Raw genomic sequence first — 21617 nt, forward strand, 5'->3', positions numbered from 1 at the left:
TTCAGTACTCTCGCGCATGAATTAGTTCGCTATGTGAATCGCTGTTCGCCTGACGAACATTAGTTGAACGACGATTGCCAATCATCGACGAGGGAATGAAGTGAGCCGAAGTCCTGCTGTGAACGTGCAGACGTTCATCAACGAGCACCCGTTTTCGCCCTTCCAGTGGCTGATCTTCGTGATGTGCTTCGTCATCGTGCTGCTGGATGGTTTCGATACGGCGGCCATCGGATTCATCGCGCCATCGCTCGTATCCGAATGGCAGATCAGCCGGCCCGCGCTCGCGCCTGTTCTGAGCGCTGCGTTGTTCGGGCTCGCGGCGGGCGCGCTGCTTTCCGGGCCGTTGTCGGACCGGCTCGGACGACGGCTGATGCTGTTGTCCTCGGTACTGCTGTTCGGCGTGGCGTGCTTTGCATCGGCGTATTCGGCAAGCCTCACGCAACTCACGGCGTTGCGCTTCGTTACGGGCCTCGGCCTCGGCGCCGCCATGCCCAATGCCGTCACCATGATGAGCGAGTTCTGCCCGGACAAGCGCCGCGCGACGCTCATCAACCTGATGTTCTGCGGCTTTCCGCTGGGCGCGGCATTCGGCGGCTTTCTCGCGGCATGGATGATTCCGCATTTCGGCTGGCGCAGCGTGCTGCTGCTCGGTGGCGTGGCGCCGCTCGTGCTCGTCGTGCTGCTCTTCATCAGCCTGCCGGAATCGGTGCGCTACATGGTCGCGAAGAACAAGCCGGCCGAGAAGATTCGTGCGACGCTTGCACGCATTTCATCGGCGGCGGCCAACGCAGGATCGTTCTTCATGACGGAGACGGCGCCCGCGGTGCAGGGGCAGGGCGGCGTGAGCGTGGTGTTGTCGCGCTCGTATATCGTCGGTTCGATCATGTTGTGGCTCGCATACTTCATGGGCCTCGTGATCTTCTATGCATCGATCAACTGGATGCCGATTCTCCTCAAGGAATCTGGCCTGAGTCCGCAACGCGCGACGCTGATCTCCGCTTTGTTCCCGCTCGGCGGTGTGGGCGCTGTCTTGTGCGGCGTGTTGATGGACCGCTTTAACCCGAACCGCATCATTGCCGCGTGCTATGCGTTGACCGCGGTGAGCGTGTACTTCATCGGGCAGGCGGTGGGCAACGTGGGACTGCTCGTGCTGATCGTGTTTCTTGCTGGCGTGTTGATGAACACGGCGCAATCGTCGATGCCCGCGCTCGCGGCATCGTTTTATCCGACTCAGGGACGCGGCACCGGCGTGGCGTGGATGCTGGGCATCGGGCGCTTCGGCGGTATCGCGGGGTCGTTTCTCGTGGCTGAACTGACGCGATTGCACTTCAGCTTCGGCGGCATCTTCGCGGTGATCGGCGTCGCGGGATTGATCTCGGCGGTGGCGTTGCTGATCAAGCAGGCCGCGCATCCGCAGGCCGCGTTGCCGAGCGATTTGAAGGCTACGGAGCCGGTCGGGCATTGAGGACGGGTTGTGCCTGGATGATATCGAATCGCCCTGCGTGGACGTTGGTCGCGCGGGGCGAATTGTTTTGGATGTGGGGCTTTGCAAAGAGGCCATGGCCACCAGTCTTTCACTCATCGCACTCCTGTTTGCCAATCGTCAGACCGTGGCATGTCGTGTGCTGATGAAGAACATGCGACCTGCCGCTGCGTGTCAACACCGCAGCAGCAAGGAGGCACCACAAGCCGCACGACATCGCATCTTGCAACCGCAAAAAGGAGTTTTTCGATATGAAGCGTATCGCCATTTCATGCGCCGCTGGCGCACTCGCCCTGGTTTGCGCATCCGCATTCGCACAGGACAATCCTCCCAGCTCGAATACGGGCCTGCAAGCAGGCGACAACGCCCAAACGACCACGACGCACGCGCACAAGACTCATTCGAAGGCCACGCACAGCAGCCAGTCGTCGATGAAGCCCGGTCCGTCGACCACGCCTGGCGGCACGGCCACGCCCGGCACCGCAGGCGCACCGGTCAGCGCGAGCGGCTCGGGTAACTGAGGTCTGAAATAATCGGCGGAACAGCCGCTGGAAACATGAACGGGACGCTCAAGGGCGTCCCGTTTTACATGGCGATTCAATTCGAAAAAGAATCCGCCATCGAGAAGCGCGCGTATGAACGCGCTATGACAATGCAAAACTGGCCATCATGTTGCGCGCTTCAGCTCACGCAAATCAAAGCCGTACCTTACTTTGCAAACAACGACGCCATATTGGCAAACGCCTTGATCTCGACCGCATTGCCCGACGGGTCGAGGAAAAACATGGTCGCCTGCTCGCCCACTTCGCCCTTGAAACGGACATGCGGTTCGATGATAAAACGCGTGTTCGCCGTACGCAGCTTCTCGGCCAACGCTTCCCACTGCGGGATCGACAGCACGACGCCGAAGTGACGCACCGGCACGGCATCGCCATCTACAGCGCTCGTCGTGCGATGCCCCACTTCCTCGGGCGCCAAATGCGCGACGATCTGATGTCCGTAAAAGTCGAAATCGACCCAGTCCGGTGAACTGCGGCCTTCGGGGCAACCGAGTAGATCACCATAAAACTCGCGCGCGGACGCAAGGCTGTGAACGGGGAAAGCAAGATGGAAAGGCGGCATGGCGGCCTGAGTCGTGCTCATGGTGCAACTCCTTTTTGTGGGGTTCGACAGCGTTTGACCCAGATTCTATTCACAAATAAAAGTGCTGAAAAACGATATATTGCGGGAGTCAGCCCCAAATTTATCGATGAATGAATATGCTGCGCGAACTCACTACTTTCATTGCGGTCGCGCGCCACGGCACCTTTGCCGGCGCGGGCACGCACATCGGGCTCACGCAGTCGGCGGTGAGCGCGCAGATGCAGCGTCTCGAAGCGCATTTGGGCTTCGCCTTGTTCGACCGCACCGGACGCTCCGCCACACTCAACAAGGCGGGCCGCCGCACGCTGGAACTCGCGGATGAACTCATGGCGCTCTATACGCGCCTCGCCGAACCCGAGGGCGTCGACGGGCGTGGCGGCGCGTTGTCGGTCGGCGCGATCGCATCGGCGCATGCGGCGCTGTTGCCCGATGCCATCGGCGCGTTCAGACGCGTGCTGCCCGCGTGGCGCATCCGGCTCGTGCCGGGCGTGTCGCTGTCGCTGCTCGCACAGGTCGATGCCGGCGAAACGGACATGGCCGTCATCATTCGTCCGCCGTTCGCGATACCTTCCGAATTGCGCTGGCGCACGCTCGTCGCCGAACCGTTCGTGTTGCTTGCGCCCGCCGCCATGAAGCGCGCCGCCTGGCGCGAAGTAATCGAGACGGCGCCGTTCATCCGCTACGACCGGCGTTCGTTCGGCGGACGGCAAGTGGAAACGTTCTTGCGCAAGCAACGCATCGCGGTGCGCGACGCCATCGAAGTGGACGAGTTGCAAGGCATCGCGCAAATGGTCGCGCGCGGCTTGGGCGTTGCGCTCTTGCCCGTATCCGATGGCATCGGCCCGTGGCCTGCCGGCGTCGTCGCGCTCGGTCTGGGCGACGACACGTTCCATCGCGAGATCGGGCTGGTCGAGCGTTCGCGCAAGGGACGGCAAGACGCGGCGGCACAACTCGCGGATTGCATCGCCGATGCGGCCAGTCGCAAGCCGGAAACGCCGCTTCCGGCGCGCAAGCGCGCGCGTGTAAAAAACAGCGCCTAGAATGCGTTGCAGGCGCGGCCCTCGAGTCGTCTCCTTCGTTGTCCGCGCACGCTTTTCCTTTGTCCTTTCGTGGCGGATGTCCATGAGCGACGAGCAACACACTGACACCACTGACGCCGCACCCCTCGGCCTCTTGCGCGCGGGGCTTGCCTGGCTGGATCGCGTGGACCCGGGCACGCATCGGCGAATCAAGGGATTGCGGCTCGTAACCGCGTATGGGCTCGCGGCCGCGCTCGGCGGCTTGCACGACGTGACGCGCGACGTGCCTGCCAGCGTCTCCGTCGGCATGCTGGCCGCCGCCTTCGCGCTTTGGGCAAGCGTGTCAGAAGCGCGCAGCGCACGGACCGATTCGAGCCGCGATCTCGCCGTGTTGTGCATCGCGGCCGCACTTGGCGCACTCAGCTTCGCGCTCTTCGGGCCGCGGCTGCACGAAATGGGGCGCGGCGGCGCGGAGTTCGTGCTCGTCACGGGCGCGTTCCTCGCGGGCTATCTCAAGCGTTTCGGCCTACTCGGCGCGGGCGTCGGCTCACAGTTCTACATCGGTCAACTGGTCGCTTACTCGATGAACCTGACACCGGGCGATTCATGGGCTATTACGCTCGCGCTCGTCATTGGCATGATCGCGGCAATCGTGCCGCGTGTGCTGAGCGGGCCGGCGGAGCATCCGGTGGTGTTGCCCGCGCTCGCGTCCGAGCCGGCTTACTGGCGGCAGCAGGTTTCTCCCGCGCTTGCCATGGGTCTGCAGGCGGCGAGCGGCGCGCTCGTCGTGGCGTTGTTGAACGCGGCGTTCGGCATGGCGGAATCGGCGTGGGCGATCACGGCCTGCGTCTACGTGGTCGCGACTTCGGCTGTCGGCACGGCACAGCGCGTGCGGCGGCGCATCTACGGCACGCTCGTGGGCGTGCCTGTCGGCCTCATTTGCCTGCCGCTTGCGGAACACGCGCCGCTCTTCATCTGGGCGATGGCTGCCTTCGCGATGATCGTCTACGCCATGGCGCTGCCCGAGCGCTATGACATTGCGTGCGGCGCTTTCGCCTTTACGCTCATCGTGACGATGGCCGCGAGCGGCATTCACTCGATACCGCTGCTCGCCGCGCGCGCGTGGGAGACGTTGCTGGGCGGCGCTCTCGGGCTCATTGCGGCGAAGTTGATCTTCCCGTTGCGCGAGGTCGGCTAACCACGCGCTGTGGCAGAACGCAGCGACGAAGCGGCATGGCACGGGCCTCGCACGCAAAGCGGTAAAGCACCGCAAAACGGCAAGCAAGGCAAAGCATGAACCCGTCAGCGCTTACTCGCCTTCGCCACCACCTCGTCGAGCAATTGCAGGTCCACGGGCTTCACCAGATGCCCGTCGAAGCCCGCCTGCGCCGAACGTTCCTTATCGCCTTCCTGACCGAATCCCGTCATCGCGACGATCATCGCGCGGCCGACGAGCCGTTGCGAGCGTAGCGAGCGCAGCACCGCGAAGCCGTCGATATCCGGCAACGCCAGATCGAGCAGGATCAGCGCGGGCGGAAAATGCCGGATGACGTCGATACCTTCCGTGCCGTGATATGCAATGCGCACCTCGTGCCCCTTCATCTGCAGCAGCATGGCGAGACTGTCGGCGGAATCGACGTTGTCATCGATCACGACGATACGCAATGTCCCCGATGCGGCCGGCGCTGCCAGCAAACCGGCAATGGGCACATCGTCGGCGGGCGCGTAGGGCAATCGCACGGTGAACGTGCTGCCGCGACCGGTGCCATCGCTCGCGGCGGAGATGGTGCCGCCGTGCATTTCGACGATGGAACGGCACAACGTGAGACCAATGCCGAGCCCGGCTTCGCCTGGGTTCAGGTAATGATCTTCCTGTACGAAGAGATCGAAGATAGCCGTCAAACCCTTCTGCGAAATGCCACGGCCGCGGTCGGACACTTTCAGCAGCAAGGCGTTGCGCTCGCGTTCCACGCAGATGTGGATGCTGCTGCCGTGCGGCGAAAACTTCGATGCGTTGTTGAGCAGATTCTGCACGACCTGAACGAGCCGCGTGCCATCGCCCAAGACGACGATAGGCTCGTGCGGCAATTCGGTGGTGATGCTCTGCGCGCGGTCGTCGGTGAAAGGGCGCACGAGTTCCATGCTGCGTTCGACGATCTCGGTCACGCCCACGCGCGCCATGCGCAGTTCGATCTTGCCGGTGGTGATACGGCCCATGTCCAGCAGATCGTCGACCAGTCGGCCGAGATGCGAAGTCTGTCTGTCGATGATGTCGCGGCACGAAGCGAGTCTCGGCGAGATATCCGCTTCCATCTGCATGACGCCGACGGCATTGCGCACGGGCGCGAGCGGATTGCGCAATTCGTGCGCGAGCGTGGCGAGAAACTCGCTGATGCGTCGCGACGATACTTCGAGTTGCTCCAGTCGCTTTCTTTCGCTCATGTCGCGCGTGACCTGGGAGAAGCCACGCAGCGTCCGGTGCTCGTCATACACCGCCGTGATCACCACGTTCGCCCAAAACAGCGACCCGTCCTTGCGCACGCGCCAGCCCTCGGTCTCGATGCGCCCCATGCGAATGGTGGTCTGCAATTGCAATGCGGGCACGTTCGCGGCGATGTCCTCGGGCGAATAGAAGAGGGAGAAGTGCTTGCCGAGAATCTCCGCCGGCAGATATCCCTTGATACGCACCGCGCCCATGTTCCAGCTTTCGATCTCGCCTTCCGGGCTCAGCATGCAAATGGCGTAGTCGCTCACGCTTTCGACGAGCAGGCGGAAGCGTTCTTCGGAAAGCCGCAGCTTGGTTTCCTCGGCGCGCTTCGCGGTGAGATCGCGCGTGTACTTTGCATAGCCGATGATCTCGCCACGCGTGTCGCGCGCCGCCGTGATGACGACATTGGCCCAGAAACGCGTGCCGTCCTTGCGAACACGCCAGCCTTCGTCCTCGAAACGGCCAGTGGCATACGCCTCCTTCAGCTCGTATTCGGGCCAGCCCCGCGCCACGGAATCCGCCGTATAGAAACGCGACAGATGCTGACCGATGATCTCGTGCGCCTCGTAGCCCTTGATCTTGCGCGCGCCCGTGTTCCAGGTGGTAATGCAGCCATTGAGGTCGAGCATGAAGATCGCGCAATCTTCGATGGCATCGACAAGCGTGTGATAGCGCTCGTCTTCGATAGTCGAGTCATTCGGCTTGTCGGACGCCGGTTCCGCTGGCCTGGCAGTGCGCAAGGTAGTCATGGTTCTGATGGGCGGCGCTCAGGTTGAGAAGTTGCAAACGCAACGACCGCGATGTGTTCGAAAATCCGCGTTCGTCATGCAGCGGTGTTTTCGACACATGAAAACGCCGCGTGCGCGCCAGCAGTTTAACCCTTCGTGTGCTGCTTCCGCTTCTTGTCGGGATTTCGTCCACCCAATATTATCCGCGCTTTAGAGGGGATTTCAGCACGGGCGTGCGCGCTTAGACTGCAGGCACATTTCAGGAGGCCGCGCGACCGTCAGGCAGTGAGAGAAGGCCCGTGAAGTGATTTCGATAACCCTTCATGGAGCACTCACATGCCTCGCAAACTCGGTATCATCTTTCTCATCGCGGCGACGCTTGCCGCTTCTTATGCGCTCGCCAGGGGATTTGGCACGGCTTCGCGGCAATGCGTTACCGTGCAGATGATCGCATCGGACGACGCACCCGCGGACAACAGCAATAACGCGGGTACATCGCCCAAGGACAAGGAGGACAGTCCGCTCACTCGTGCACAGGACTGAGCACGGTCTCGCGCCGTGGGCTGATCTTCACGGCGGGCATGAAGAGCATGGAGACGACCGCGCCGAGCGCGACGAAGAACATCGCGGTGAAAGTCAGATGCAGCGCATGGTGCAGTGCAAGGCGGATCTCGTTATTGCTTGCAAAGTCGCCCGGCACGCTCGTCAACAAACGCTTCAACTGATCCGCGTGGACAGCGGGCATGCCGGTCACATGCGTTAGACCGTAGTTCTGCACCGCGCCGAACACCGCCGCGCCGAGCGTGTTGCCGAGATTGCGCGCAAAGAGATTGGATGCCGTCGCGCTGCCGCGTTCGTGCGGCTTCACGATCTCCTGAATCAGGATGAGGCACGAGACGCTCGTCACGCCCATGCCGAAGCCGACGACCGCCGAGCCGATTCCCGCCCACACCGGGCTCATGTCCGGGTTGAGGAACACGAACGGCAGCGAGCCAAGCGGAATGAAGAACGCGCCGCCGATCAAAAGCCGCCTCAGGCCGATGCGCGCGAACGTCCGCGAGGTGAACGTGGCGCCGCTTGGCCAGCCGACCATCATCATGGTGAGCGTGAAGCCGGCTTCGACCGGTGAGCGATGCATCACGCCCTGCACGTACATCGGCAGGAAAGTGGTGAGGCCCATCATCGCCATGCCGGCGAGCAGGGTCGCCGCGTTGCCCGCTGCAATCGGGCGATGTGCCCAGAGGCCGAAGTTGATCATCGGGTCGGCGGCGCGGCGTTCCTGCCAAACGAAGAGGCACGCGCTCGCAATCAGCACCACCACTTCCACGGCCACACGCGTGTTGCTGGCGTGGCCGGCATCGGTCAGAGCCATCATCAGCGCGGCGACGGCGGCGGTGAAAAAGAACGCGCCAGCGAAGTCGATTGACGGGCGGCCGTGGCGTTTCTCTTCGTGCAGGAACATGACGAACAGCAGCGCGGCGAGAAAGCCGATCGGCACGTTGATCCAGAAGATCCACGCCCACGAGAACTGCCGGATGAGCAGACCACCGACCATGGGTCCGAGCACGGCCGATACCGCCCACACGCTTGCCAAATAGCCCTGCACCTTGCCGCGTTCATGCGCCGGGTAAAGGTCGCCGACGATAGTCAGCACCACCGGCAAAATGGCGCCCGCGCCCACGCCTTGCAGCAAGCGGAACACGATCATTGCGGGCATCGACCAGGCAAAGCCCGCGAGCACTGAGCCGATCAAGAAGATGGCGATGCCCACGAGCACCGCGGGCTTGCGTCCATAAAGGTCGGCGAGCTTGCCGAACACCACGGTAAGCGCAGTCTGCGTGAGCAGAAACGACGAGAAAACCCAGCTGTAGAGATCGAGACCGCCGAGTTGCGTGGCGATTTGCGGCATCGCGGTGGAGACGATGGTGGCCTCGATCGCGACCATTGCCATCGACGCCATCACGGCGGCAATGACGAGCGGACGAACGGTTTGTCTGGCTTGTGGCATGCGTTTCCATGAAAGGAATGGCGCCGCCACGCGAGGCGGATACGGCGCGCGGCAACAGGCGGGCTTACACGAAGAAGGCGATACGGCCAAGGCGAAGCTGCATCAGCCGTTGTGCGGCGGGGAGGCATCGCCTATGAACTCGATGATGAAGCGGTCGACTGCAATGGTAGCGCCTGCTGAAAAAGCCTGCTCGCTTCGCCCGACTCTTCGTCCTCATTTTTCTCTAACTATCGGGGTATACGCTGGGTTCGTGGACAGAAGGTTGGTTCACATCCTCGTTCTCCTCAGCTTCGAGCGTCGGCTCCGACCCGGACCGGCGCTTCTTTTTTAGCACGTCGATGCCAGAACCCCGCGCCGAAAGATCGAAAAGTCCGAAGCCACCGAAGGCCGCTAGTAGAATCGAGACGCCAGCCGGTCCGCGTCTTTTCATCTCGATGCGTCTTCACATGATCAAATCGCTGAGAAATCAACTGGTCGTCGCGCTCGGGCTGCTCGTCAGCGCGGTGGGCTTGCTGCAGGGCATCAGCTCGTATCATCTTTGCCGGACCGGCATGGACGCACTGCTCGACATGCGCCTCGAACAAGTGGCGACCCGCATGCGCGACGGTTTCGCCGAAGGCATTCCGCAGAATCCCGCGCGCGGCACGCAGGACGATCGCGATGTCGTGGTCGTCGTGTGGAAGCCGGACGAAGCCACGCCGTTTCGCACGACCGATCCTTCTCTGCGCTTTCCGCGCGATGCAACCGCGGGCTTCGGCAGCTATCAAGTCAACGACGAATCGTGGCGCGTCTTCACGCGTCAGGATCCGACCATGACCATTCAAGTGGCGCAGCGCAACGCCGTGCGCCGCGAACTCACGCGGGAGGCCGCGACGCAGACGCTCTGGCCCATCGTCGTACTGTTGCCGCTCGTGTGGATCGCGGTCGCGCTCGTCGTGAGCCGCTCGCTGCGCAGGCTCAAACGCCTTGGCGCGAAAGTACAAGGCATCGATACCGCCAATCTCGAACCGTTGCCCACCTCCGGCGTGCCCGCCGAAATCGCGCCCTTCATCCATTCGATCAACACGATGATCGAGCGCCTCGCGCAATCCATCGAGTCGGAACGCAAGTTCATCGCCGATGCCGCGCATGAACTGCGCACGCCGCTCACGGCCCTGCAATTGCAGGCCGATAATCTCGCGCCGCACATCGCGCCGGGCAATCAGGAGCGTTTTCGCGAGTTGCGACGCGGCATTGGACGCGCGGGCAGCCTCATCACGCAGCTTCTGCGCATGGCGCGCGCCGATGCCCCGATGGGCGCGACGCCGCTCACGCGGGTGAATATCGCCACGGTCGTAACGAGCGCCGTGGCCGATGTCCTGCCGATTGCGCTGCAACGTGGCCTCGATATCGGCGCCGAAGAGATGGTCGAGGCCCACGTGCGCGCGGTGGAAACGGATATCGGCATGGCGGTGAAGAATCTCGTTTCGAACGCGGTGCGCTATACGCCGGATGGCGGCACCATCGACTTGCGCATGCGGCGCGAGCGCGACATGGTATGGGTCGATGTCGTCGATACGGGGCCGGGCATCGCGGAAACGCTGTTGCCGCGCGTATTCGACCGCTTCTTCAGGGCTAACCCTGATATCGAGGGTAGCGGGCTCGGCTTGTCTATCGTGAAGGCGATCGCGCAGCGCTACGGTGGCGATGTGTCACTTCGGAATCGCGATGACGGGCGGTCGGGCATCGTCGCTTCGATTGGCTTTCCGGTCGAGGAAAGCGGCGTGGCTACCGAGGCAAACGCCGCGACAGCCACCGCTTAAAAGGAATGGCCGCGCTGTTTTGTGCCTATTACAATGGGATCGCGTGCTGCGCGTGGGTGATGACCGCGTCAGCTTGGTCGCGTCAATGCGGTGTGCGGACCCAACATGCGAATCCTACTGATCGAAGACGACGTACAGATCGGCACCAGCCTGATGCGCGCCCTCAAGGACGTCGATTACGCCGTGGACTGGGTGCGCGACGGCCAGGCGGGCCGCGAGGCCATGGACGCCGCTGAATACACGGTAGTACTGCTCGATCTCGGCTTGCCCGGCATGTCCGGCCTCGAAGTGTTGCGTGGTGCGCGCACGGCGGGCAACGCGACGCCGGTGCTGATCCTCACGGCTCGCGACGACCTCGACACGCGCGTGCAAGGGCTCGACCTCGGCGCGGACGACTACCTCCTCAAGCCCTTCGACACGCCCGAACTGCTGGCCCGCATCCGCGCGGTGCTGCGCAGAAAGGCGGGTTATGCCACCTCGCGTCTCGGCGACGAATCGATCAATCTCAACCTCGACCAGCGCACGCTTACGTGCGGCGAGACATCCGGCGTGCTGTCGGCGAAGGAATTCGCGCTGATGCACGCACTCATGGAGCGGCCCGGCACCATCTTTTCGCGCGATCAACTCGAAGACCGGCTTTACGGCTGGGGCAAGGAAGTCGAAAGCAACGCTGTCGACGTGATCATCCATTCGGTGCGCAAAAAGTTCGGCGCAGCGGTGATCCGCAACGTGCGCGGCCTCGGCTGGACCGTGATGCTGGGACAGGCGGGACGCGACGAAGCGAAGTGAGGGCGTGTCACGCGTAAGGGTCGTCGGGGCGACGCGGGATCGATCCGCAGAAGGTCATGCTGTACGCGTGGTCGCTTTCCTCGACCTGACGCATGCGGCGCTCGAGTTCGGCGTGATCGCCCGACGAGGCAAAGTAGTCGTCGTGCGAATGGTCGTCGGTGGCGGAAAAGAATCTGGAAAGACGTTCGAACATGATGCGCTCCTTAGGCGGACGGTTGGCGACGGCCTGCGCTCGGAATACAGTATGGCTCGTCGATGGAAACCAGAATAAGGCGCGCGAATTAGCGTTGAATGATGGCTCGCACATGCAGTCGCCAGCACAGAGTTGAGCCTGCGAAACATGTACGCCAGCGCACGCGAATGGGCTGCCGCGTCGCACCATCGCGTGGTATCTTCTTTCACACAGGTTTCACACAAGGATGGATGTACAGCAGCGCGTTTGCCCTTTCAGTCGAACGTCTCTCGTGAACGCCGCCATGAACGAAGTGCCTCGTACTCTCAGTGCCCGCGACCGTGTCGAACTGCTTTGCTGGCTGACGTGCGGCAGCCTCGGTGCGTACTATCTCAACGGCGACTGGCCCGCGCCGTCATTCCATGTCGAAGCCGCGCGCAAGTGGCTCGACCGGCATCAGCGCGAAGCCGACTGGCTTGCTATCGCCAAACTCTCTGCCATTGCACGCGATCTTGCCGCGCGACATTGCGCCATCCTCGAATCCGACTGGGCGCGCGAAGCGGTCGAAGAGATTTTGGACAGCGAAGACCTCAACTTCAATTCGGGCGTGGTGCGGCCCATTTTGGAGGATTGCCGCCGGGCGTTGGCGGAGAAGCGGGTTCCGGAGTAGACGATTTACGTAGGCGAGTCGTGAGGGCAGTCGCGCCGCCAACCGCAGGCCACTAGCGCCACGTGCTCTATCTAGCGAAATATAGGAAAGTATAAGGTAGTTGAGATATACTTCGCTATATATTGTTATAGAGTCATAGTCATGGATCCGGTTCGGAACCCATTTGCGCCCGGCGCCGGTAGCCAGCCGCCCGAACTCGCTGGGCGCGAAGCAATCATCGAGGACGCACGTATCGCCATTGAACGCGCGGTGCTCTGTAAGCCCAGCCGTTCGCAAATGTTCCTGGGCTTACGCGGCGTAGGCAAGACCGTGCTGCTCAACGCAGTCGAGGCGCTCGCTATTCAGCGTGGCCACGTCACTTCCATGATCGAGGCGCCCGAGAACAAATCGTTGGGTGAGCAACTGCTGCCACGCATGCATCAAGTGCTTCGAAAACTGTCCGTCGCCGCCAATGCCAAGGCGAAGACTTACGACGCGCTGCGAGCGTTGAGGTCGTTTGCCTCCGCATTCAAGTTGGAATATGGCGATGTCTCGATCGCGGTGGATCCCGAAGTAGGAGTCGCGGACAGCGGCGACCTCGAGAATGATCTTCCAGAACTGTTCGTGCGTATCGGCGAGGCCGCTAAAGCTGCCGGTAAAGCCTGGACGCTCCTGATCGATGAAGTCCAGTACCTAAGCGAAAAAGACCTAGCCGCTCTCATCGTGTCATTGCACAAGATCAACCAGGCGCGCTTGCCCGTGCTGTTTTTTGGCGCCGGCTTGCCACAGGTCGCGGCCCTGTCGGGACAAGCCAAATCGTATGCGGAGCGGCTGTTTCACTACCCGGAGGTCGGTGCTCTGCCTGAGGACGATGCCAAGGCAGCGATCCGTCAACCAGTGAACGACGAAGGCGCCGGTATCGACGATGCTGCTCTGAAAGAGATTTTCCTCAAGACGAGAGGCTATCCCTACTTTCTGCAGGAGTGGGGCCATCAGTCCTGGAATCTCGCCGTCGGCGACACGATTACCGTAAGCGACGCAAGGCGCGCCGAGTCGACAACGCTCAAGCGTCTGGACGAAGGGTTCTTCAAAGTTCGCTTCGATCGCCTAACGCCCAAGGAACGCGAATACGTCATTGCCATGGCGAAATTAGGCAGTGGCCCTTATCGTTCGTCCGACGTTGCGGACGCGCTCGGCGAAACCCCGCAGAGTCTCGGTCCTCGCCGCGCGCAGATCATCAACAAAGGCATGATCTACAGTCCGTCCCATGGTGATATCGCGTTCACCGTGCCGATGTTCAATGACTACCTGATTCGCAATTTAAGCATTCTTGGCTGACCGGGCTGCGGATTTGCGCCGAGCGCCGCTAGGGACATAAGGCAGACTAGCGCGAATCACTGTATGAATGTACAGTATGCGCATTTTCCGCGTTCTTCGCGCCCGCGCATGTTTAGCCACGTCCTTCGCACGTCGTCGTCTTCCGGCCTTGTCGGCACGCGTCCGTTCTAGGCAATGGACACGCCCGCCACGCCCACGCCTCGCCGTATCGCGCATCTGGACATGGATGCGTTCTTCGCCTCCGTCGAATTGCTGCGCTATCCCGAACTGCGCGGTCAGCCGGTGGTGGTCGGCGGCGGACGCAATGCCATTCCCGAGACGCTGGCCGACGGCACGCGCCGTTTCAGAAAACTGCGTGATTACGCGGGGCGCGGTGTCGTCACCACCTCCACTTACGAAGCGCGCAAGTTCGGCGTGTTCTCGGCCATGGGCATGATGAAGGCCGCGCAACTCGCGCCCGACGCCATTCTTCTGCCCACGGATTTCGAGTCGTATCGCCATTACTCGCGACTCTTCAAGACAGCCGTCGCGGCGTTCACGTCGCAGATAGAGAATCGCGGCATCGACGAGATTTATATCGACGTGACCGACATGCCGGGCGATTCCGCGAGCATCGGCCGGCGCATGAAGGACGCGGTGCACGAAGCCACCGGGCTTGAGTGCTCGATCTGCATCGCGCCGAACAAGCTGCTGGCGAAGATCGGCTCGGAGCTCGACAAGCCCGACGGCCTGACCATCCTGACGATGGACGATCTCCCCACACGCATCTGGCCGCTCGCGGCGCGCAAGGTGAATGGCATCGGGCCCAAGGCGAGCGAAAGGCTGGCGGCGCTCGGTATCGTAACGGTCGGTGACATTGCCGCCGCCGACCTGGGATTTCTGCAGACGCATTTTGGCGGCACTTACGCCGCATGGCTCGCGCGTATCGCGCAGGGACAGGACGATCGGCCCGTGGTCGTGAGTTCGCAGCCGAAGTCGATGAGCCGTGAGACCACGTTCGAGCGCGATCTGCATCCGAAGAACGACCGCGCGAAGCTCTCCGAGGCGTTCACGGGGCTGTGCAAGAAAGTCGCCGACGACCTGCAGCGCAAAGGTTACGTAGGCCGGACGGTCGGCATCAAGCTGCGTTTCGACGACTTCCGCACGCTCACGCGCGATCTGACCATTCCCGTTTCCACCGACGACCCCGTCGAGATTCGCCGCGCCGCTACCGAATGCGTAAAGCGCATTACGCTGGATCGACGGCTGCGGTTACTCGGCGTGCGCGTGAGCGCGTTGAGCGTGCGCGGAGAGGACGGCGGCTTCATCGAACCGATTCAAGTGGAACTGCCGTTCGACTGAGGCGTTAAGCGCCAAAGGGAATAAGCAAATCGCGGATCGTTCGTTGGCGGCACGGCTGCGACGAAGTAGATTGGCTGTCTTTGCGCCGTTCAAGAACATCGTGACGACCCTCGCACCGACCCTCGAAAGTTCGCCCCAAGCCGCCGATCGATCCATCGACGAATCCATTCAAATTCGCGCCTTCGACGCGCCGCTCGGCGCCGAGGTCATCGGGCTCGATCTGAGCAAGCCGCTATCGCAACCCGATTTCGCGCGCATTCACCGCGCGCATCTCGATCATCACGTGCTCGTGTTTCGCGACCAGCGCATCACGCCGGAACAGCAGGTCACGTTCAGCAAGCGCTTCGGGCCGCTGCAAATTCACGTGCTCAAGCAGTTCGCGCTCGCCGGGCATCCGGAAGTGCTGATCGTTTCCAACGTGCTCGAAAACGGCAAGCCGATCGGTCTCGGCGATGCCGGGCACTTCTGGCACTCGGACCTCTCGTACAAGGAAACGCCGAGTCTCGGCTCACTGCTGCATGCGCAGGAGTTGCCGAAAGTTGGCGGCGATACGCTGTTTTCGAATCAGCATCTCGCGTGGGATACGTTGCCCGAGCATCTGCGTCGCGCAGTCGAAGGACGCCGCGCGGAGCATACCTATCTTGCCAAATACGCCGAGTTGCAGAAACGCAGTCCGTGGCGCCCGAACCTGACGCCCGAGCAAATCGCGCAGGTCAAACCGGTGGTGCATCCCATTGTGCGGACGCATCCGGAGAACGGGCGTCGCGCGCTTTTCGTGAGCGAGCACTTCACCACGCGCATCATCGACATGCCGGAAGACGAGAGCCGCGCGCTCCTCGACGAAATCTTCGCGCATAGCGTGAAGCCGGAGTTTCTTTACCGCCACGAGTGGCGCAATCACGACATGGTGTTCTGGGACAACCGCTCGGTCATGCACTTGGCCGCCGGCACGCCCGACGACGAACGCCGCAAGCTGTATCGCACGACCATTGAAGGCGACGCGCCGTTCTGAGCGCTTATTTCACGGGGTTTTCTCACATGCATTCTCGTTTCGGGAAGCGTTCGTTGCGCGCGCTCGCCGCCGCGCTCGTCGTCTCGTTGGGCTGTTCGGCGACCGCGCAGGCGGAAGGCACGTTGCGCGTGGCCGAGCAATTCGGCGTGGTTTATCTGCTGCTCAACGTGGCGCGCGATCAGAAGTTCATCGAGCAGGAAGGCAAGAAGCAAGGCGTCGATATCAAGGTCGATTGGGCCAAGCTCTCGGGTGGCGCGAGCATCAACGACGCGTTGTTGTCCGGCTCCGTGGATATCGCGGCGGCAGGCGTCGGTCCGTTGCTCACGATCTGGGATCGCACGCACGGCAAGCAGAACGTGAAGGGCGTGGCGTCGCTTGGCAATCTGCCGTATTACCTCGTATCGAACGATCCGCGCGTGAAGACCATCGCCGATTTCAGCGATAAAGATCGAATAGCGGTGCCGGCCGTGGGCGTCTCGGTGCAGTCGCGCATTCTGCAATTCGCGTCGGCCAAGCAATGGGGCGACAAGCAGTACGATCGCCTCGACAAGCTCACGCAAGCGGTGCCGCATCCGGACGCGGCGGCGGCCATCATCGCGGGCGGCACGGAAATCAACGCGCACTTTGGCAATCCGCCGTTCCAGCAGCAGGAACTCGCGGGCAATCCGAAAGCGCATATCGTGCTCAACTCGTATGACGTGCTGGGTGGGCCGAGTTCGGCCACCGTGCTCTATGCAACGGAGAAGTTCCGCAATGAGAACCCGAAGACGTATCGCGCTTTCGTCGATGGCCTCAACGATGCGGCGCGCTTCGTCACCGCCAATCCCGAGAAGGCGGCCGACATCTATTTGCGCGTGAACAACGCGAAGCTCGACCGTGATCTGCTCCTCAAGGTCATCAAGGACCCTGCGGTGCAGTTCAAGGTCCAGCCGCAGAACACCTTTCCGCTTGCGCAGTTCATGCATCGCGTGGGCGCGATCAAGAACGATCCCAAATCGTGGAAAGACTACTTTTTCGACGATCCCGTGACGCGCGGCGGCAGTTGATATCGAGTTGATATCGCGCTGACTGCTTTCCATATTCGCAAAGATTGGTTAGGCGAACGTGCCGCCCTGACTATGCTTGAGGATTGCATTCAGGCATAAGATCATGGCGGCGAATCCCCAAGCCATTTATCCGCGCGAACCCCAGCCCGAAGCCGGGACGAGCGACAAGCTGCTGTCGGCCAGAAACGTTTCTCTCGAATACCGCACGCCCGAAAGGCTCGTGCGGGCCACGCACGATGTCAGCTTCGACGTCTACGGCGCCGACCGCTTCGTGCTGCTCGGCCCTTCGGGCTGCGGCAAATCCACCTTGCTGAAGGCCGTCGCGGGCTTTATCGAACCGGTGTCGGGCAGTATCGAAATTGCCGGTGAGCGCGTGAAGGGGCCGGGCGCGGATCGTATCGTCGTGTTCCAGGAATTCGATCAGTTGCCGCCGTGGAAGACGGTGCTGCAAAACGTCGCGTTTCCGCTGCGCGTCGCGCGCAAGCTCAGTCGCGCCGAGGCACGCGAACGCGCGCTCCATTATCTCGACAAGGTAGGTTTGGCGCGTTTCGCGGATGCCTATCCCCATACGCTCTCGGGCGGCATGAAGCAACGTGTGGCGATTGCACGCGCGCTTGCCATGCAGCCGCGCATTCTGCTGATGGACGAGCCCTTCGCCGCACTCGATGCACTCACGCGCCGCCGCATGCAGGAAGAGTTGCTGCGTCTGTGGAGCGATGAGCGCTTCACACTCATGTTCGTCACGCATTCGATCGAAGAGGCGTTGATCGTCGGCAATCGCATCTTGTTACTGACGCCGCATCCGGGACGCGTGCGCGCCGAACTGAATAGCCATCAATATACGCAGGAGAGTCTGGGTCGCGGGGAGTTTCAGCAGAGCGTCGCGCGCATTCATCGCTTGCTGTTCGAAGAGGAGGCCGCGCAATGAGCACGCCGCATCTCGCCGCACCGCCGGTACGCCCGGAATATGAAGTGGGGCCTGCCGCGCCCGCGGACATTCAGTATCAAAGCGAAGTCAAACTGCCGCTCGCGCGGCGGATAGCGGACACGTCGTGGCTGCGCAAGACGCTGATTGCGCTGGTCCTCATCGGCATTTGGGAAATCGCCGCGCGCTTCGTCGATAACGATCTTTTACTGCCGACGTTCAGCGCAACGGCCGTTGCGTTCGTGCAGGGGATCATCTCGGGCGAGCTCATCGACAAGGTTGCCATTTCAATGTCGGTGCTGTTGCGCGGTTATTTGCTCGGCGCGGCGCTCGCGTTCGTCTTGACGTCGCTTGCGGTCTCGACGCGCATTGGCCGGGATATCTTGTCGATGCTCACGGCAATGTTCAATCCGTTGCCGTCCATCGCGCTGTTACCGCTGGCGTTGTTGTGGTTCGGCCTTGGCACGGGCAGCTTGTTGTTCGTGCTGGTGCATTCGGTCTTGTGGCCGCTCGCGCTCAACACCTATTCGGGTTTTCAGGCGGTGCCTTCGACTTTGCGCATGACAGGCCGCAATTACGGGCTGACGGGCTTGCGTCATGTGGTCCTGATTCTCGTGCCTGCCGCGTTGCCGTCGATTCTTGCCGGCTTGCGAGTGGGCTGGGCATTCGCGTGGCGGACCTTGATTGCAGCGGAGCTTGTCTTCGGCGCGAGTTCAGGAAAGGGCGGCCTTGGATGGTACATCTTTCAGAACCGCAACGAGCTTTACACGGATCGCGTGTTCGCGGGACTTGCAGCGGTGATCGTGATCGGTCTTGCTGTCGAGCATCTCGTGTTCGATACAGTCGAGCGTGTCACCGTGCGCCGCTGGGGCGTGCAGAATTAATCGGATTCGTGCATTTGAATGTCGGCCCCGCATGGCGCAGCCAGCGGGGCCGATTTGTCTTTAAAGCTTGGCCAATCCATGCTCGCGTGCCGGCATAAAGGCGCGCACCAGCATGTAAATTCCGGCGATGCCAACCAGCACATAGACGATCCGCGATAGCGGCGAGGCCACGCCGAAGATCGCCGCCACGAGATCGAGCTGCAGCAGTCCAACCAGCCCCCAATTCAACGCACCGATGATGACAAGCGCGCCAGCGACCCAATCGATCGGGCTACGGTGAACGCGAACGGTTCCTTTCGATGAAACAGTAGACATTTTTGGTGATCCTAATGAATTACGAGGGAAAAAAGAGCCGCAATCGAGCGGCTCTTTTCGTTCCGGTTCCGCACCGCATTAGCCGCAGAACCGGCGGTTACTACTTAATGCAGCTTAGTTCGGGGTTGCGGCCGTTGCCATGCCGGAGCCGAGATCGGCGCCGGTGGTCGGGTCGCTCGACGGGTCCGATGCGGTACGCGTAGCCATTGCCTGCAACGCATCCACTTCTTCCTTCGATACGCCGACGGTGGCCGTGCCATCGCCGCCATCGACTGCGGGTTGCGGATCTTCGACGAACTTCCAGTCGCCGCCTTCATTCCACGAACCGCGCGCGTCATCGCCCTTCGACATATTGAAGTACACGCTCGTGAATTCCGGCTGACCGGGCAGCTTGCCTTGCGGGAAATTCGGCTGAATGGAATGCAGCGCCTTTTCGAAGGACTTCTGATGCGCGATTTCACGCGTCATCAAAAAGCCGAGCGCTTCCTTGATGCCCGGATCGTCGGTCACGTTGATAAGGCGTTCATAGACGATCTTCGCACGTGCTTCCGCCGCGATATTCGAGCGCAGGTCGGCAGTCGGTTCGCCGATCGTATCGATATAAGCTGCGGTCCAAGGCACACCGGCCGAGTTCGTAAGCGCCGGTCCGCCGCCATAGAGCAGAGCGGTCGTGTGCGAGTCGTTACCGTGACCGGTCATCGAGCGATACAGCTCGGCTTCGGTCTGCACGGCTTCGGCGAGTTGGCCCTTTGCGCCCTTGTTGAGCATGGCCACGATCGAGCCGATGATTTCCAGATGGCTCAGTTCTTCGGTGGCGATATCGAACAGCAGGTCCTTGCGGCCCGGATCGTCTTCCGATACAGCTTGCGTGAAGTAACGGCATGCCGCCGCCAGTTCGCCTTGCGGCCCGCCAAACTGCTCTAGCAAAAGATTGGCAAGACCAGGATTCGGCGCAGCTACGCGGACGGTATATTGCAGACGCTTATTGTGAACGAACATATCAGCCACTCCTTTGTAACAGCGAGCGCCGTCCTGCAGCGGACGAGCGCACGCATTCGGTTTTAGATGAGTTGTCGATCTCGCGGCGACCGAGAGGACGTTGTTGCGTCACTTGCGGTCATCTTGCTGCGAGCCTCAGCGCATGGTTCGCGCTGGCTGAACGGCCGGGGACAGGGCCGAGTTGAGTCGTTGAATGGGGAACCGAGTTCATGCAGCCGCGTGGACTGGCATGGCGTCGGCTTGTGAGTACTACAGCAACCGCCGTGCCATTGAATCCGTCATGCAGCTTTTTCCTTCAGCGTTCAGCGAGAAGCACCGATCGCTCGAGAAGTATCTGGACGTTCGCAATCGGTGTGCCGCGACCCCGTCGTGATCAGAACTCACGGCACGCGGAATAGCCTTTGCTCTTGGCTAACGACTCTCAAAGCTCAAAGGAAAGTATGCATTCCAGATTAATCGAAACCTTGTCGCGCGCGATGTTCTCCGGCGCAAGCGCGGGTGTGGCGTCGGCGCTTGTCGCAGCGGCGGGCGCGTCGAAATCCGGGCATCGTCCTTATTCGGCGATGAACGCTGTCGCGCATTGCATCTGGCCCGAACAGGCGCCAAAGGAGGAGGCGTCCAGCGTTCGATTTACCGCCGTCGGTTCTGGCATCCATCTGGGCAGCGCGGTTTTTTGGGGCGTGCTATTCGAAACGCTGTGCACTTCGCGTGCGCGTCCGCGTGATGTCGTTGCTGCCGCGATTGCAACGTCAGTCACTGCTTATGTCGTGGATTACCATGTCGTCCCTAAACGCTTCACGCCGGGATACGAAGCGCGTTTGAGCAAGCGCGCCTTGGCATCGACTTACGTGGCACTGGGTGCGGGGTTTGCCATGGTGGCGTTGGCGCGCATGGGGCGATCGCGCTAAAGGATGTGAGGTGCGGTTCGTGATGCGTCATACCAAATGCGTCGCGACGCCAAGGCAACGCCGCGACGATTTACAGCATGGTCAGTCTTGCAAATCCGCCGGCACCTTGCCTCCGTTTTCCGCCAGCTTCTTCATGACTTGCTTATGAAGCCAGATGTTCATGGACGCGGAATCGTCGGTGCTGCCGGTGTAATGCAACTCGGCGGCTAGCGACTTGCGCGCATCCAGGCTGCTGTCGAGATCGAGCAACTTAAGCAAGTCGACAATCGAAGTGCGCCAGTTCAGGGTCGCACCGCTTTGCTGCTGCTTCTGCGTGAGGATCGCTTCGACATCCACTTCGGGCATCGGCGTGACCGGCGGGCGCGCGGGTTCGGCGCTTGCCGTGCCTGCGGGCGTGCTCGTCGGCGTGCCCGATGCCGTCGGTGTCGCCGGCGCTGCGCCCGGTGAAGCGGGCGGAGTAGCGGCGCCGGATGCGCTCCCGGCCGGATGATCGTGCGGGAAAATCTTGTTCAGGATGCTTGAAAAAATGCTCATGGTTCCTCCGTTGGTTTCATTGGTGTTTTGCGAT

At 61.7% G+C, this 21617-nt stretch carries 22 protein-coding genes; 15 read left to right on the forward strand and 7 right to left on the reverse strand.

Annotated features, from left to right (window positions below):
* Positions 1 to 100 precede the first annotated feature (100 nt).
* Both P9292_RS14930 and P9292_RS14935 read left to right on the forward strand, forming a co-directional pair.
* Entirely contained in the window at positions 101 to 1465 is a 1365-nt protein-coding gene (locus P9292_RS14930; protein ID WP_244828773.1) for an MFS transporter, read from the forward strand.
* Positions 1466 to 1734: 269 nt separating this feature from the next.
* Positions 1735 to 2004: a hypothetical protein gene (locus tag P9292_RS14935; protein ID WP_244828771.1), complete on the forward strand. Its 270-nt coding sequence runs from the start codon at positions 1735 to 1737 to the stop codon at positions 2002 to 2004.
* Between the two features lie 187 nt (positions 2005 to 2191).
* On the opposite strand, the gene P9292_RS14940 is transcribed toward P9292_RS14935, so the two are convergent.
* Positions 2192 to 2626 carry a VOC family protein gene (locus tag P9292_RS14940; RefSeq protein WP_309848406.1) on the reverse strand — a complete coding sequence of 145 codons (435 nt, stop codon included), beginning with the start codon at positions 2624 to 2626 and terminating at the stop codon, positions 2192 to 2194.
* Between the two features lie 116 nt (positions 2627 to 2742).
* Here P9292_RS14940 and P9292_RS14945 point away from each other — a divergent pair, with 116 nt between their 5' ends.
* Positions 2743 to 3666 (forward strand): LysR family transcriptional regulator, encoded by a 924-nt coding sequence (locus P9292_RS14945; protein WP_309959766.1) that lies wholly within the window; start codon positions 2743 to 2745, stop codon positions 3664 to 3666.
* A gap of 82 nt (positions 3667 to 3748) precedes the next feature.
* A complete protein-coding gene (locus P9292_RS14950) occupies positions 3749 to 4843 on the forward strand; it encodes an FUSC family protein (RefSeq protein WP_309959768.1) in 1095 nt (364 codons plus the stop codon).
* A gap of 104 nt (positions 4844 to 4947) precedes the next feature.
* On the opposite strand, the gene P9292_RS14955 is transcribed toward P9292_RS14950, so the two are convergent.
* Positions 4948 to 6882, reverse strand: coding sequence for a PAS domain S-box protein (locus tag P9292_RS14955; RefSeq protein WP_250467513.1), 1935 nt, complete (start codon positions 6880 to 6882; stop codon positions 4948 to 4950).
* 315 nt (positions 6883 to 7197) lie between these two features.
* Here P9292_RS14955 and P9292_RS14960 point away from each other — a divergent pair, with 315 nt between their 5' ends.
* Entirely contained in the window at positions 7198 to 7404 is a 207-nt protein-coding gene (locus P9292_RS14960; RefSeq protein ID WP_250467512.1) for a hypothetical protein, read from the forward strand.
* Here the strand turns inward: P9292_RS14960 and P9292_RS14965 are convergent.
* Positions 7385 to 8869, reverse strand: a complete 1485-nt coding sequence (locus P9292_RS14965; RefSeq protein WP_250467511.1) for an MDR family MFS transporter — start codon at positions 8867 to 8869, stop codon at positions 7385 to 7387. The genes P9292_RS14960 and P9292_RS14965 overlap by 20 nt on opposite strands.
* Before the next feature lie 446 nt (positions 8870 to 9315).
* Between P9292_RS14965 and P9292_RS14970 the strand changes: the two genes are divergently transcribed.
* Positions 9316 to 10671: a HAMP domain-containing sensor histidine kinase gene (locus P9292_RS14970; RefSeq protein WP_244828764.1), complete on the forward strand. Its 1356-nt coding sequence runs from the start codon at positions 9316 to 9318 to the stop codon at positions 10669 to 10671.
* Between the two features lie 105 nt (positions 10672 to 10776).
* Complete coding sequence (locus tag P9292_RS14975; protein ID WP_244828763.1) at positions 10777 to 11460, forward strand: response regulator transcription factor; 684 nt, start codon at positions 10777 to 10779, stop codon at positions 11458 to 11460.
* A gap of 7 nt (positions 11461 to 11467) precedes the next feature.
* Here the strand turns inward: P9292_RS14975 and P9292_RS14980 are convergent, their stop codons facing one another.
* Positions 11468 to 11653, reverse strand: coding sequence for a transcriptional regulator (locus P9292_RS14980; RefSeq protein ID WP_244828762.1), 186 nt, complete (start codon positions 11651 to 11653; stop codon positions 11468 to 11470).
* A gap of 283 nt (positions 11654 to 11936) precedes the next feature.
* Here P9292_RS14980 and P9292_RS14985 point away from each other — a divergent pair, with 283 nt between their 5' ends.
* From P9292_RS14985 to P9292_RS15015, 7 genes are all read left to right on the forward strand, one after another.
* Positions 11937 to 12302, forward strand: coding sequence for a hypothetical protein (locus tag P9292_RS14985; RefSeq protein WP_250467509.1), 366 nt, complete (start codon positions 11937 to 11939; stop codon positions 12300 to 12302).
* Positions 12303 to 12443: 141 nt separating this feature from the next.
* Complete coding sequence (locus P9292_RS14990; protein ID WP_309959772.1) at positions 12444 to 13619, forward strand: ATP-binding protein; 1176 nt, start codon at positions 12444 to 12446, stop codon at positions 13617 to 13619.
* A gap of 174 nt (positions 13620 to 13793) precedes the next feature.
* Positions 13794 to 14960 carry a DNA polymerase IV gene (gene dinB, locus P9292_RS14995; protein WP_309959774.1) on the forward strand — a complete coding sequence of 389 codons (1167 nt, stop codon included), beginning with the start codon at positions 13794 to 13796 and terminating at the stop codon, positions 14958 to 14960.
* Positions 14961 to 15114: 154 nt separating this feature from the next.
* A complete protein-coding gene (locus tag P9292_RS15000; protein ID WP_309964036.1) occupies positions 15115 to 15972 on the forward strand; it encodes a TauD/TfdA family dioxygenase in 858 nt (285 codons plus the stop codon).
* A 26-nt stretch (positions 15973 to 15998) separates the two neighbouring features.
* On the forward strand, positions 15999 to 17018 hold the full coding sequence (locus P9292_RS15005; protein ID WP_309959777.1) for an ABC transporter substrate-binding protein: 1020 nt from the start codon (positions 15999 to 16001) through the stop codon (positions 17016 to 17018).
* 103 nt (positions 17019 to 17121) lie between these two features.
* Positions 17122 to 17946, forward strand: coding sequence for an ABC transporter ATP-binding protein (locus P9292_RS15010; RefSeq protein WP_250493710.1), 825 nt, complete (start codon positions 17122 to 17124; stop codon positions 17944 to 17946).
* Entirely contained in the window at positions 17943 to 18827 is an 885-nt protein-coding gene (locus P9292_RS15015; RefSeq protein WP_309959779.1) for an ABC transporter permease, read from the forward strand. The genes P9292_RS15010 and P9292_RS15015 overlap by 4 nt, the downstream gene beginning before the upstream one ends.
* A 60-nt stretch (positions 18828 to 18887) precedes the next feature.
* On the opposite strand, the gene P9292_RS15020 is transcribed toward P9292_RS15015, so the two are convergent.
* Positions 18888 to 19142: a DUF378 domain-containing protein gene (locus P9292_RS15020; RefSeq protein ID WP_250467503.1), complete on the reverse strand. Its 255-nt coding sequence runs from the start codon at positions 19140 to 19142 to the stop codon at positions 18888 to 18890.
* A 114-nt stretch (positions 19143 to 19256) separates the two neighbouring features.
* Positions 19257 to 20141 (reverse strand): manganese catalase family protein, encoded by an 885-nt coding sequence (locus P9292_RS15025; RefSeq protein ID WP_309959781.1) that lies wholly within the window; start codon positions 20139 to 20141, stop codon positions 19257 to 19259.
* 440 nt (positions 20142 to 20581) lie between these two features.
* Between P9292_RS15025 and P9292_RS15030 the strand changes: the two genes are divergently transcribed.
* Positions 20582 to 21049 (forward strand): hypothetical protein, encoded by a 468-nt coding sequence (locus P9292_RS15030; RefSeq protein ID WP_309959783.1) that lies wholly within the window; start codon positions 20582 to 20584, stop codon positions 21047 to 21049.
* 81 nt (positions 21050 to 21130) lie between these two features.
* Here the strand turns inward: P9292_RS15030 and P9292_RS15035 are convergent, their stop codons facing one another.
* A complete protein-coding gene (locus P9292_RS15035) occupies positions 21131 to 21583 on the reverse strand; it encodes a DUF3597 domain-containing protein (RefSeq protein ID WP_309959785.1) in 453 nt (150 codons plus the stop codon).
* Positions 21584 to 21617: the final 34 nt, after the last annotated feature.

This window comes from Caballeronia sp. LZ001 (assembly GCF_031450875.1).
Lineage (GTDB): Bacteria > Pseudomonadota > Gammaproteobacteria > Burkholderiales > Burkholderiaceae > Caballeronia.